Source organism: Yersinia vastinensis, from assembly GCF_044905075.1.
Classification (GTDB): domain Bacteria; phylum Pseudomonadota; class Gammaproteobacteria; order Enterobacterales; family Enterobacteriaceae; genus Yersinia; species Yersinia vastinensis.
In genome coordinates this window covers 4,572,264-4,586,590 of record NZ_CP173260.1, presented here as the reverse complement: position 1 = coordinate 4,586,590, position 14,327 = coordinate 4,572,264, and the positions used below count along the sequence as shown (strand labels likewise).

Here is a 14,327-nt window from a genome sequence, read left to right as displayed (position 1 = left end):
TTCGGTCATTTTCTATTTAGACGTCTAAACGTATAGACGCTCATAAATGGACAGTGACAGATAACATAAGTCGTCAAAGCGACAATCATAGGCAATGGAGTAACAGGGTATGAGTTTTTTTCACGCAAACCAGCGGGAAGCGCTAAATCAAAGTCTGGCAGAGCTGCAAGGCCAGATTAATGTTTCTTTTGAATTTTTCCCGCCGCGTACCAGCGAGATGGAAGATACTCTGTGGAGCTCAATTGACCGCTTGAGCACCCTAAAGCCAAAATTTGTCTCAGTGACTTATGGTGCTAACTCCGGTGAGCGTGATCGCACCCATAGCATTATCAAAGGCATTAAAGAGCGCACCGGTCTTGAAGCTGCGCCACATTTGACCTGCATTGATGCTTCCCCAACCGAGTTACGTGATATTGCGACGGATTATTGGAATAGTGGTATTCGCCATATTGTTGCTTTACGTGGTGATTTACCCCCAGACAGTGGCAAGCCGGAAATGTATGCCTCTGATTTAGTGACATTACTGAAGGATGTGGGCGATTTTGATATCTCTGTTGCAGCTTATCCGGAAGTACATCCAGAAGCGAAGAGCGCACAGGCAGACCTCATTAACTTAAAACGTAAGATTGATGCAGGTGCCAACCGAGCGATCACTCAATTCTTCTTTGATGTCGAAAGTTATCTGCGTTTTCGTGACCGCTGTGTTGCTACAGGGATTGATGTTGAGATAGTTCCTGGCATTTTGCCCGTTTCCAATTTTAAGCAGCTTAAGCGCTTTGCCACGATGACCAATGTGCGAGTGCCAAATTGGATGAACACTATTTTTGATGGGCTAGATGATGACCCTGAGACTCGTAAAATGGTGGGCGCATCTGTTGCGATGGACATGGTGAAGATTTTGAGCCGCGAAGGGGTGAAAGATTTCCATTTCTACACCCTGAACCGCGCAGAATTAAGTTATGCAATTTGCCATACCCTCGGGGTAAGACCGTAGATTTTTAAAGGGGGAGTCTCCTCCCCCTGCCTCTCTCTAACCTGTATTGCGCATTCCCGCGGCCACACCGGCTATCGTCACCATCAATGCCTGCTCAACACGGGCATCTGGGTGTTCTTGCTGGCGCGAACGATGCAACAACTCGGCTTGCAAGACGTTTAGTGGGTCGGTATATACGTTACGTAACGCGATAGACTCCGCAATCCACGGTAAATCAGCCATTAAGTGGTCATCGTTGGCAATGGCCAGCACCACTTTAATGTCAGCTTCCAATTGGTCGCGTAATTGCTGACCTAACGGCCATAGCGATTTATCCACCAGACGCTGATCGTAATATTCAGCCAGCCACAAATCGGCTTTAGCGAATACCATCTCCAGCATGCCAATGCGCGTTGAGAAGAACGGCCAGTCACGGCACATCGTCGCCAATACTTCTTTCTTACCGGCATCAATTGCTTTTTGCAACCCGGCACCGGCGCCCAACCAAGCTGGGAGCATCAAGCGGTTTTGTGTCCAGGCAAAAATCCATGGTATGGCACGCAGGCTCTCGACACCACCGTTCGGACGGCGTTTAGCCGGGCGTGAACCCAGAGGTAATTTACCTAATTCCAGTTCTGGCGTTGCTGCACGGAAGTAAGGGACAAACTGTGGATTTTCACGCACGTAACCGCGATACATATCGCAAGATGCATCCGACAGCAGATCCATCACCTCAACCCATTCTTTCTTCGGTTCCGGTGGGGGCAATAAATTGGCTTCCAGAATCGCACCGGCGTACAGCGCCAAGCTGCTGATAGTGACTTCTGGCAGACCAAACTTAAAGCGGATCATCTCGCCTTGTTCTGTGACGCGTAACCCCCCTTTCAGACTACCCGGAGGCTGAGAGAGTAGGGCTGCGTGAGCAGGAGCACCACCGCGGCCAATAGAACCACCACGGCCATGGAACAGTGTCAAAGAAATGCCTGCTTTCTCACAGGTTTTGATTAATGCATCTTGCGCCCGATATTGCGCCCAAGAGGCAGCCATCACACCAGCATCTTTTGCTGAGTCAGAATAGCCAATCATCACCATTTGCTTGCCTTGAATCAGGCCACGATACCAGTCGATATTCAACAACTGGGTCATCACATCGTCGGCGTTATTCAGGTCATCCAGAGTTTCAAACAGTGGCGCGACCGGCAGCGTGAATGGGCAACCTGCTTCTTTCAGCAGCAAATGTACCGCCAGCACGTCCGATGGCACTTTTGCCATGGAGATGACGTAAGCGGCGATAGAGCCTTGTGGCGCTTCGGCAATCACTCGGCAGGTTTCCAGCACTTCCTGCGTATCGGCGCTTGGCTCCCACTTCAGTGGAACCAATGGGCGCTTGGAGTTCAGTTCGCGAATCAGGAAGGCTTGTTTATCTGCTTCAGACCAGCTTTCATAGTCACCGAGGCCCAAATAGCGGGTCAGTTCAGCAATGGCATCGGTGTGACGAGTACTTTCCTGACGCACATCGATACGCACCAATGGCACGCCAAAGCAGCGCACGCGGCGTAAGGTGTCCAGCAATTGGCCGTTGGCGATAATTTCCATGCCACAGGCTTTCAGGGACTGATAGCACGCGTAGAGCGGATCCCATAATTGATCATTACTAACCAGTAAATCCGTTGGTGGCAATACGCGCTCGCCTTTCAAACGGCTTTCTAAATAGGCTTGAGTATTGGTCAACTGCGTGCGTACACGCTTCATCAACTCACGATAAGGCTCAACAACTTCTTCACCGCCAGCCAGCTCGTGCAGTTCTGGCGTACATTCCGACATGGAAAGTTCAGAGACCAACACCTGAATATCACGCAGGAATAAATCGGTCGCTTTCCAACGGCTCAGTAGCAGCACATGACGAGTAATTTCGGCAGTGACGTTCGGGTTACCGTCGCGGTCGCCACCCATCCATGAGGTGAAACGAATGGGTACCGCCTCGACAGGTAAGCGGTAATCAAGGGAGTCCTGCAACTGCTCGTTAAATTCACGCAGGAATGCAGGCACACCTTCCCATAGGCTGTTTTCAACCACAGCAAAGCCCCATTTGGCTTCATCAACTGGGGAAGGGCGAATTTTACGAATTTCGTCAGTATGCCAAGATTGTGCAACTAACTGGCGCAAACGACGCATGATCTTGTTGCGTTCGTAGTCGGCCAAATCATTGTGATCCAACTGGCTCAGGCAGGAATTTACTTCAACCAGTTTATGAATCAGAGTGCGGCGAGTGATTTCCGTTGGATGAGCGGTCAGTACCAGCTCAATGGATAACTCATCAACTGCGCTGCGCATGTCCTTCTCGCTCAAATTTTTCTCTTTTAAGCGGGTAAACAGTTGGGCCAGGGCTTCCGGATTACTTGCGGCTTCGCCGTGTGGCGAAATACTGTGGTATTGCTCTGCCGTATTCGTCAGATTGAGGAATTGGCTAAAAGCACGGGCCACTGGCAGCAGTTCGTCGTTGGACAGATTTTGCAGCGTCGTCAGCAGTTCCTGACGGCTTGCTTCATTACCAGCACGCGAAGATTTAGATAATTTACGGATGGTTTCTACTCGATCAAGGATGTGCTCGCCTAAGGCTTCCTTGATGGTGTCCCCGAGTAGTTTGCCGAGCATACTGACGTTACTTCGCATTGCGGAATATTGTTCGTTCATATGATCCCTAAGCCCATACCCCTTGGACATGAAGCCACAGGGATGTTAGCTGCGCTCGCGTGCTGCCTTTCCTGCACTCCAATGACGTTGGGTATAAATTATTATGGTTTCTTTTTGTAAATTACTTTCATCCAAAAGGCTGAGATGGATATTTCCACTCGCCGCGTTCAATTTCATACCCCAATTGACACTATTTTTAGCAAAAAAACATCAATTTTAGGGATATTGTTGAAATTTAATTACCACGGCCAGATTATCAGTCTGGCTTATCGGTAACTTTGATCCCTCTACCCCATTAGGGTTATTTTTGTTGACAAAAATGATCAACGAGCTGACCAATCAGTTCACGGGTCGGCTCGATAAAGGCCATATCGATAAATTCATCCGGCTGATGAGCTTGATTGATAGACCCTGGCCCCAAGACTAACGTTGGGCATACTTTTTGAATAAACGGTGCTTCGGTACAGTAGTTAACCACCGCCGTGCGCTCGCCCAGTAATTTCTCGATAACCCCCACCATATGGTGATCGGTTGGACATTCATAGCCCGGAATTGGCGGGTGCAACTCATCAATACTCAAGCGGCCTGGCCAGCGCTCACTGACCGGTGCCAGCGCTTCAGTCATTAATTCATCTAACTCACTTAATGTCAGGCCCGGCAATGGGCGGATATCCATATGTAATTCACAACAAGCACAGATACGATTCGCCGCATCACCGCCATTGATATGACCAAAATTCATCGTTGGGTAAGGAATGGCAAATGCTGGATTGTGGTAACGCTCTTGCAGTGTAGTACGCAGTTTCATCAACTGAGTGATAGATTCATGCATCAAATCAATGGCATTCACACCGCGAGCGGGATCACTGGAATGGCCGGACTGACCAGTGATACGGATGGCATTGGAAATATGCCCTTTGTGCGCCCGCACGGGTTGCAGTGATGTTGGCTCACCAATAATGGCAAAATCGGGGCGCAATTGAGTGGAAGCTGCGAAGTAGCGTGCGCCCGCCATGGTGGTTTCTTCATCAGCGGTGGCCAGAATATACAGTGGCTTGCTCAATTTACTGGCATCAATATCGCGCACGGCATCCAGAATAAAAGCAAAGAATCCTTTCATGTCAGCGGTTCCCAAACCATACAACTTATTGTCATGCTCGGTCAGGGTAAATGGATCGCGTGTCCAACGGCCTTCATCATAAGGTACGGTATCGGTATGGCCTGCCAGCAATAACCCCCCGTTCCCCTCGCCAATAGAGGCAAGTAGATTAAATTTGTGGCGGGTATCTGGCACTGGCTGGATCTCGACACGAAAACCCAAATCGGCAAACCATCCGGCCAACAAGTTGATTAGCGCCTCATTACTTTGATCAAGGGCGCTATCGGTTGCGCTGATCGATGGCGTCGCGATTAACGCCCGATACAGCTCAATAAATGGAGGTAATTTCATCTTCACTGTTGACAGCCTTTGGTTAGGATAGTATCAATATTCATGCAGTAATTATGAATAAAAATACATTAAGCTTGAGCGTAAGGGAACCTATAATCACCCTTAAATTTACGAAAATGTCAATGCTCAATCACGTGGGGGAACAGTAAAACCTTGCTGAGAACCCGGATAACGGTTTTGAGTATTTATGTCGTTAAACGCATAAATACAATTAAGTCAGAAGGTAAACTAAACCCATGTTGAATACGCTGATTGTTGGTGCCAGTGGCTATGCCGGAGCGGAGCTTACGGCTTACCTGAATCGTCACCCACATATGAACATAACCGGTTTAACGGTTTCAGCGCAAAGTGCAGATGCAGGAAAATTACTTTCTGATCTGCATCCGCAACTAAAAGGCATTATTGATCTTCCACTGCAACCCTTGGTGGATGTGGCTCAGGCGGCAGAAGGTGTGGATGTTGTCTTCCTCGCCACCGCCCATGAAGTTAGCCATGATTTAGCGCCACAATTTCTGGCGGCGGGTTGTGTGGTGTTTGATCTCTCTGGCGCATTCCGCGTTCAGGATGCGGCGTTTTACAGCCAATATTATGGTTTTGAGCATAAGCATACCGATTGGCTAGATAAAGCGGTCTATGGGTTAGCTGAATGGCGTGGCGAAGATATTAAGCAAGCGCAATTGATTGCCGTACCGGGCTGCTACCCAACAGCATCGCAGCTTGCACTTAAGCCATTGGTCGATGGCGGTTTGCTCAATGATGCACAATGGCCGGTAATTAATGCGGTTAGTGGTGTGAGCGGTGCGGGGCGCAAAGCCAGTATTGGCAACAGCTTTTGTGAAGTCAGTTTGCAACCGTATGGTTTATTTAATCATCGTCATCAGCCAGAAATTGTTGCTCACCTCGGCACACCGGTGATTTTTACACCGCATTTGGGGAATTTTGCCCGGGGTATTTTGGCGACAATTACCTGCCGTTTAAAAGCAGGGGTCACCGCGCAGGATATTGAGGAGGCCTACCACCATGCCTATCAGGACAAACCACTGGTGCGGTTATATCAGCAAGGCGTACCGGCTCTAAAAGCTGTCGTGGGTTTGCCTTTCTGTGATATTGGTTTCTCTGTACAGGGCGAACATTTAATTATTGTCGCAACAGAAGATAACTTGCTGAAAGGGGCGGCGGCGCAGGCTGTCCAATGCATGAATATACGTTTTGGTTTTGCACAAACCCAGTCGCTGCTGTAGGCGACCAGAGGGTAAAGCACCGAGCCTGAACCAGAAAATACAGAAATATAATCTAATTATACCCAATAGATTTCGAGTTGCAGTTAGGCGACAACAGAATGAACTCAATGAGTTGAGTGAATGATGGCAGCCAACAACTCCACATCTTGAAAGATGGCGGGTACATCGAGGCGAAACATAATGAACCCATTAGTCATTAAATTAGGTGGCGTGTTGCTGGACAGCGAAGAAGCGCTGGAACGCCTGTTTACTGCATTGGTGACCTATCGTGAGAAACATGAGCGCCCGCTTGTGATTATGCACGGTGGTGGCTGTCTGGTTGATGATTTGATGAAAAAACTCGCTCTGCCGGTGGTGAAGAAAAACGGCTTGCGTGTTACCCCAGCCGATCAGATTGATATCATTACCGGTGCATTGGCCGGTACGGCCAACAAAACGTTGCTGGCATGGGCAGTAAAACACCAAATCAGCGCAGTTGGTTTGTGTCTGGGCGATGGCAATACTGTCGAAGTTACCCCATTGGATGCTGAATTGGGACATGTGGGGAAAGCATTATCGGGTTCACCAGTATTGGTGCAAACCTTGCTGGCTGCGGATTACATGCCAATCATCAGTTCTATCGGTATTACCAACGATGGTAAATTGATGAATGTGAATGCGGATCAGGCGGCGACGGCATTGGCTGCCACGTTAGGCGCGGACTTGATTTTATTATCCGATGTGAGTGGCATTCTGGATGGCAAGGGCCAGCGGATCGCCGAGATGACCGCACAAAAAGCAGAGCAATTAATTGCCCAAGGCATCATTACTGACGGTATGGTGGTGAAAGTGAATGCCGCGTTGGATGCCGCTCGCTCGTTGGGTCGTCCTGTGGATATCGCCAGTTGGCGTCATGCAGATCAACTACCAGCACTGTTTAATGGCGTGCCGATTGGCACTCGTATTCTGGCTTAATACCCTTCATATTTGATATTGCAGTCGTGTTCACGGTGATTCGAGATGTACTCGTTTGCTGGCTTGCTGCAACGTCAACAACTTTGGGTATATTATGATTTTCTATGTCAAAACAATTTCAATACTCATCATCCTTTAAGATGCTGGGCATATTCAAAATTTAGGGAAGTAAGATTATGGCACTATGGGGCGGGCGGTTCAGTCAGGCAGCAGATCAGCGTTTTAAGCAATTTAATGATTCCCTGCGGTTTGATTACCGATTGGCTGAACAAGATATTATCGGTTCTGTTGCCTGGTCGAAAGCACTGGTCACCGTGGACGTTTTGACAGCCAGTGAACAGCAACAACTTGAGCAGGCTCTCTCTGTGCTGCTAGAGGAAGTGCAGGCTGATCCGCAAGCCATCTTGGCCAGTGACGCAGAAGATATCCACAGTTGGGTTGAAACCAAGCTGATTGATAAAGTCGGTGATTTAGGCAAAAAATTGCATACCGGGCGCAGCCGTAATGACCAAGTAGCGACTGACCTCAAACTCTGGTGTAAATTCCAGATAACCGAATTGAAAACAGCGGTACGGCAGCTACAACAGGCTCTGGTTATCACCGCACAAGCCAACCAAGATGCCGTTATGCCGGGTTATACTCACTTACAACGTGCACAACCGGTGACATTTGCCCACTGGTGCTTGGCTTACGCAGAAATGCTTTCACGTGATGAAAGCCGCCTGCAAGATACCCTGAAACGCTTGGATGTTAGCCCGTTAGGCAGCGGTGCATTGGCGGGGACGGCTTATGCCATTGATCGCGAACAATTAGCTGGTTGGTTAGGCTTTGCTTGCGCAACACGTAACAGTCTGGACAGTGTTTCTGACCGCGACCATGTGCTGGAATTGTTGTCCGATGCCAGCATCGGGATGGTGCATTTGTCACGTTTTGCCGAAGACCTGATCTTCTTCAACAGTGGTGAAGCGGCTTTTGTCGATTTATCTGATCGCGTGACGTCTGGCTCTTCCCTGATGCCGCAAAAGAAAAATCCGGATGCATTGGAATTAATTCGTGGGAAGTGTGGCCGGGTTCAAGGCGCATTGACCGGGATGATGATGACGCTGAAAGGCTTGCCATTGGCATATAACAAAGACATGCAAGAAGATAAAGAGGGGTTATTTGATGCCCTCGATACTTGGCTGGATTGTCTGCATATGGCGGCGCTGGTGCTCGATGGTATTCAAGTCAAACGCCCACGCTGTAAAGAAGCGGCCGAGCAAGGTTATGCGAATGCCACTGAATTGGCCGATTATCTGGTTGCCAAAGGTGTGCCTTTCCGTGAAGCTCACCATATTGTGGGTGAAGCTGTTGTTGAGGCCATCCGTCAGGGTAAAGCGCTAGAGGCTTTATCGCTAAGTGATTTGCAGAAATTCAGTGCAGTCATTGGTGATGATGTGTACCCGATTCTGGCATTGCAATCTTGTTTGGATAAACGCGTTGCTAAAGGTGGTGTGTCACCGCAGCAAGTGGCATCAGCTATTACGGAAGCTAAAAAGCGTTTATTTTAATTCGCAGCATATTTATATTGACGACGGGCCACATTAACGTGGCCCGTTTTGCGTTATAGGTACTCCACGATATTCCTCTCGTGACATATTTTATGGAGAGGTTTTAATTCGTCTAACGACAACCACTATTTATTTTACGATTTATCCTCTCTATAAAATCAACAGTCTCAACAACATGCTGTTTTATTCTTAATATAGCGTTGAGTTTATAACCAAAAATGATTATGATAATTATTATCAAATAATGGCACTATGTTAGAAGTTCTACTAGCATTAGGAAATTAACAAAATTCAGTTTGGCTGAAATAACGATGTACATTATTGAAGCCTATTACCTTGCCCACTAATAAAGCCATGTTCTTTATTTTCTAATTTAACGTCCCATTTATTTGATGCAGTAAATTATTCAGCTCAAAGAAAATAACCCAATATCAGCCACCGAATACTTTCTATTATTTGGCGACAATCCTATTGTCAAAATATGGGTATAACGCCATTAAATAATGGCTAATTATTATTTTATATATTATTTCTATACTAATAAGGATGAAATATCATAAATGGATAATATCGTTAGAGGTGAAAATACCGCAATAAAGCCTATAAATAAAATGGCATTAAGTCTATTTTTAGCCCTTACTGCACAGGGGTATTCCGAGAGGGCCAATGCAGAATCATCTGGTGAGAGTGATATCGTACTGGATGAACTGAAAGTAGAGGGAGCGAGCCACGCCCATGAGGGTGACTGGATCTATGATGAACCCCGCTCAGTGAGTGAGATTTCCCGCGAACAACTGGATAACCGGCCAGCCCGCCATGTGGCCGATATTTTGGAACAAACACCGGGGGTTTACTCCAGTGTTAGCCAGAACGACCCAGCACTTTCGATTAATATCCGGGGCATGCAAGATTATGGCCGCGTCAATATGAATATTGATGGCATGCGGCAGAACTTTATGAAAAGTGGTCATGGTCAGCGCCATGGGGTCATGTATATTGATCCGGAAATATTAGATAACGTGGTGATTGAAAAGGGGGCTTCCAGCGGAATAGGTGGCGCGGGGGTTATTGGGGGTATTGCAACCTTTAATACAATTAATGCCAATGAGTTTCTTGAGCCAGGAAAAGACATTGGCGGCAAGATTCGTGCTACCACCGGCGATAATGGCACCCAGTTTATTGGTAGTGCCGCACTGGCATGGGGCAATGAAGATGGCGATATATTAATAGCTGCCAGTGAACGTAATCTAAAAGACTATTGGCCGGGGAATAAAGGCTATATTGGTGAAATACGCATGGGGAAAAAAGAGAGTAAGTTTGACAATGATATTAAAAATAACAAAATAGCTTTCACTCACTATAAAATGCATTCACGGTTAGCCAAAGTCGGGTGGAATTTATCCGCTGATCAGCGGATAGGATTAAGCTATTTACAAACACACGTACATAGTCCCAACGCCGGCATGTTTACCCTTTTATATGATAAACACACACCACACATTTTCACGTATGGTTGGTTAAGTAACAGTACCAGTGATGTGATAAACCGTAATATCGGGTTGGATTATAGTCTAAAGCCGGAACATATTGCCTGGCTGGATGCAACCGCTAAAATTTATTATGTGGATACCAATGACCATACTGATACCCATAATGCCAATGCCGTTTACCGCAAACAATATTGGACCCAAACCCGTCTAACCACCCACGGTTTACAATTACAAAATACTAGCTTGTTAACTTATGCTGATCACCACCAATTGCGTATTAAATATGGTCTTGATTGGTTTAGTGACCGTTCCAGAGGGCGAACAACTAATGACTATTTAGATATTATAACTCCAGTGGATAAAAGGGTGAATGGACTGACGCCATCGGGCCAGCGTGCCGTTAGCAGCACCTTTGCTCAACTTAATTACGATTATAGTGATTGGTTGCGATTAGAAGGAGGTCTGCGGCATGACCAATTTCGTATTCAAGGTAATACTTGGATGCCAACGAATGGGTTTCGTCACCTCTATACACAAGATAACCCTTGTGACGCAAGAGTGCATGAGCAGTCCGAGGATGAAAATACTCGCTGTTCATCTAATGCACTCTTAATGATGACATGGGATGTCAATCGCCGTGAGCAGCAACTCTCTCCCACGGCAGCTATTGGCATTAAGCCAGGTGTACAGTGGCTGGAATTTTTTGCTAATTACGGTAAATCCTGGCGACCGCCGGCAATGACTGAAATGCTGGCTATCGGTAGTCCCCATGGTCATGGTTGGGTTCTACCGAATCCTTTTCTGGCGGCAGAGAATGCCAAAATTTGGGAAGCAGGTTTTAATATTCAGCATACCGGCCTATTTATTAATGAAGATCGTCTGGTTGCTAAATTAGCTTACTTTGATACCCGAGTAGCAGATTATATCAATCTTGAGCTATCTAAACAAAAACCAAAGTTTGGTGGTGAATCTTTTACTAATGCGACCTATATTAATAATTTACTAGCTACATATTTTCGTGGTCTAGAGTATCAATTAAGTTATGATTCCGGTTTGTTTTATACCACAATAAATTATACCAGAATGATTGGTATCAATAGTGTTTGCTCAAAGCATGCTTGGTTAGGCGAAGTACAAAAATCTGTTAGGACAGGTTATTGGCGCTCTCCTAGATATCCTTACACATACACTATTAGGTATCCCATTGATGATAATGATTCGAATAATAAGATAGAATGCCGCAGAGCAAATAATTTATTCGGTTCTTCAGCATATTTACCGGGTGATAGAGGGAGTTTAGTTTTAGGTGGCAGAATATTTGATCAAAAACTGGATTTCGGTACTATTATCCGTTATAACAAAGGATATCAAGATAGGTCAGTGACGAATAGATATGGTTACGCTAATACTGCTTATGTAGCAGACTGGCCAAAATATATTTTATTTGATATCTATGCCAGCTATAAGGTGACTAATAATTTAATCTTGAGGAGTTCAATAGAAAATATAACTAATCGTGCTTATATTGTTAATTATGGTGATTCGCTTTCGCTTACCCCTAATCGTGGTCGTACTGTTCAGGGCAGCATTGAATATAGGTTTTAGATATATGCTGACATATCAATCAAGATAATGATAAAGAATTCAGGTGAAATTATTATTTTACCTGTGGTCACTGTGACTCATGATGAGTCATCGAGTAATTTTTAATTAAAAGGATATTATTATGACGATAGAGATAAAGTATCAAGTCCAATTCGCCAATGACACCCTCTCTAATGTTACTCAACAATGGGCAACAAAAAATGGAGATATAACCACATCACCAGCCAAAAAATATGGTTTTTTTGCTGGCGGTGACAGTTTTAGTGGTATTCAATATGCCGTACCCAGCTCACATAACGCTGATACTGCGATGATTGTAGAAGGTGATCTCAAATACTCCTTTATGCCTCAACATACTTTCTTCGGCAAGATGGACACTTTGGCACTAGGTGAGGTATTAGAGAATAACACCAATGGCGAGGGTAAACAGCTTGCAGAATTACACATTAAATTCAGTGGATTAGATATTTCTGGTGAGTTTGACCCCCTAAAGACTAAGGAAGAGAATCACCAAGGTGAGATGCATAAAGGCACCTACGGTTTTATGCGTGGCGATGCGACACCATTCTTGGATATCTTGAAAAGCAAAGGTATTGATGTGGATACACCGCTGAAGGATATGGCTATTGCCAGCCAGTTTGATAATAGTGGTGAAATGGTATCTGATGCACCGGTCATTGATGTTATTGGTACATATGATGGCGCTGAAATATTAATGGCTGCTTAAGACCTCAATTAATCAATATCATTGTAGTTATATAATAAATGAAATTACGCCACCGCCATTCATTCTAATATCTGGCATATTGATTGGCGGTGGTATTAGTAAATTCTTTATCTTACTATTCAGTATGACTCAATGATGAGTCATCGTTAATTAAAAGGAGATTATTATGACTGTGAAAATAAAATATCAAGCACAAATTGAAAATGAAACTATTTCTTCCTACGCTCACCAATGGGCGGAAAAGTATGGAGATATAGTTGCAGTCATTAACGAAACTAAAAATTATGAATATGCGGGTAGTTATTACTCATCTCATGGAACAATTATTAATCCTACTGCTGAGGATTATAATAACCAAAGTGCGGGCTTTAGAAGTCTCTCAGAGAGTGATTCTGCGGTAATTTTCCAAGGAAATCTATTTGGTGCAGGAAAACCGATAGTCGTTAACAGAGGACATATTGAAAGTATAGAGTTTGGTGAATCATTAAAACCTGATATCGATAATTCAGGTGCACCGCACTACCTAGATAATCCGCAGATGAAACTGAGTGGTTTAGATATTAAAGGTGATTTTTATAACTCAATGTGTTCAATGTCACGGACGCTGCACGCAGAACCAGGAAATCCCTATCAGGGAGGCACAAATCAGGGAATGTACAATCTATTGAGAGGTAACGCAGAACCTATGCTGGAAGTTTTGAAAGCTCAAGGTATTGATGTGAATAAACCACTCAAAGATATGGCTATCGCCAGTCAGTTTGACGTTACCAGTAGCGTGCTGGTTAACACGCCAGTCATTGAAGCCGTCGGCTCAAGTGATGGCAGCGAAATACTGATAGCAGTTTAATATCACACTATAAAAATAACCATATAAAATGAATGAAAAAAATCTATTTTTATCCTGTGAGCTAATGATACCCAATAGCGATTAATTAAAAGGATATTATTATGGCGGTAGAAATATGGTATCAGGCGAAAATTGAGAATGAAACGCTTTCTTCCTATACACGGAAATGGGCGGCAGATTTTGGTAATATGATGTCAAGTCACACAATTGATGATGATTACATGTTTCAAACGGGAACGTACTCTTCTAATTCTGGTAACTTATATGCATTCGGTCGAGTTAATCAACCACAAAATAATGTTGCCTTATCGGCGGGATATAGAGCGGTAATTCAAGATATTAATGGCGATATATTCGATCAACAAGTCGTCACTGGCATTAGTGGTAGTTTGGAATTTGGTGAGAGCATAATACCTATCGCTGATGTTGAGTTATTAGATGAGTGCCAGAATGGAGATGAGGTTTATTTTCAGATTGATGATGTACAACTGGATATTAGTGGATTAGACAGTGCTGGTGATACCGAAAGTTCGTTAAATATGTTGCTTCATTTATCCCGTCATCGCGATTGTCCCGATGGGCAAAGTCTTGGCGTGTACGGTTTACTCAGGGGAGATGCTGAACCTATACTGGCAAAATTCAAAGCTCAGGGTATTGATGTTGATACACCACTTAAAGATATGGCTATTGCTAATCAGTTTTATACCGCCAATGATGATGTTATGGTCGAATCGGCAGTTATTGAAACCGTGGGGGTGATTGAAGGAAACGAAGTATTGTCAGTAGCTTAATAAAG

The 14,327-nt window shown here is 45.1% G+C and carries 10 protein-coding genes; 8 read left to right on the top strand and 2 right to left on the bottom strand.

Going from position 1 to position 14,327, the window contains the following annotated elements:
• Positions 1 to 109: 109 nt before the first annotated feature.
• Positions 110 to 994 (top strand): methylenetetrahydrofolate reductase, encoded by an 885-nt coding sequence (metF, locus tag ACIOG0_RS21220; protein WP_050141095.1) that lies wholly within the window; start codon positions 110 to 112, stop codon positions 992 to 994.
• Positions 995 to 1,030: 36 nt separating this feature from the next.
• Here the strand turns inward: metF and ppc are convergent, their stop codons facing one another.
• Together ppc and argE are read right to left on the bottom strand one after the other, a co-directional pair.
• On the bottom strand, positions 1,031 to 3,667 hold the full coding sequence (gene ppc / locus ACIOG0_RS21215; RefSeq protein WP_050101059.1) for a phosphoenolpyruvate carboxylase: 2,637 nt from the start codon (positions 3,665 to 3,667) through the stop codon (positions 1,031 to 1,033).
• A 301-nt stretch (positions 3,668 to 3,968) separates the two neighbouring features.
• Positions 3,969 to 5,117: an acetylornithine deacetylase gene (argE, locus tag ACIOG0_RS21210; protein WP_050296338.1), complete on the bottom strand. Its 1,149-nt coding sequence runs from the start codon at positions 5,115 to 5,117 to the stop codon at positions 3,969 to 3,971.
• A gap of 236 nt (positions 5,118 to 5,353) precedes the next feature.
• Here argE and argC point away from each other — a divergent pair, with 236 nt between their 5' ends.
• The 7 genes from argC (at position 5,354) to ACIOG0_RS21175 (ending at position 14,322) form a co-directional block, all read left to right on the top strand.
• Complete coding sequence (gene argC / locus ACIOG0_RS21205) at positions 5,354 to 6,358, top strand: N-acetyl-gamma-glutamyl-phosphate reductase (protein WP_050101057.1); 1,005 nt, start codon at positions 5,354 to 5,356, stop codon at positions 6,356 to 6,358.
• A gap of 180 nt (positions 6,359 to 6,538) precedes the next feature.
• Positions 6,539 to 7,312: an acetylglutamate kinase gene (gene argB, locus ACIOG0_RS21200; protein ID WP_050101056.1), complete on the top strand. Its 774-nt coding sequence runs from the start codon at positions 6,539 to 6,541 to the stop codon at positions 7,310 to 7,312.
• Between the two features lie 176 nt (positions 7,313 to 7,488).
• The gene (gene argH / locus ACIOG0_RS21195) at positions 7,489 to 8,862 is read left to right on the top strand and encodes an argininosuccinate lyase (RefSeq protein ID WP_050101055.1); all 1,374 of its coding nucleotides are present in this window, start codon (positions 7,489 to 7,491) and stop codon (positions 8,860 to 8,862) included.
• Positions 8,863 to 9,422: 560 nt separating this feature from the next.
• Positions 9,423 to 11,957, top strand: coding sequence for a TonB-dependent hemoglobin/transferrin/lactoferrin family receptor (locus ACIOG0_RS21190; protein WP_050101054.1), 2,535 nt, complete (start codon positions 9,423 to 9,425; stop codon positions 11,955 to 11,957).
• A gap of 121 nt (positions 11,958 to 12,078) precedes the next feature.
• Positions 12,079 to 12,684, top strand: a complete 606-nt coding sequence (locus tag ACIOG0_RS21185) for a heme acquisition protein HasA (RefSeq protein ID WP_050101053.1) — start codon at positions 12,079 to 12,081, stop codon at positions 12,682 to 12,684.
• A 166-nt stretch (positions 12,685 to 12,850) separates the two neighbouring features.
• The gene (locus ACIOG0_RS21180; protein WP_128451834.1) at positions 12,851 to 13,531 is read left to right on the top strand and encodes a heme acquisition protein HasA; all 681 of its coding nucleotides are present in this window, start codon (positions 12,851 to 12,853) and stop codon (positions 13,529 to 13,531) included.
• Positions 13,532 to 13,632: 101 nt separating this feature from the next.
• Positions 13,633 to 14,322, top strand: coding sequence for a heme acquisition protein HasA (locus tag ACIOG0_RS21175; RefSeq protein ID WP_128451833.1), 690 nt, complete (start codon positions 13,633 to 13,635; stop codon positions 14,320 to 14,322).
• The last annotated feature ends 5 nt before the right edge of the window (positions 14,323 to 14,327 follow it).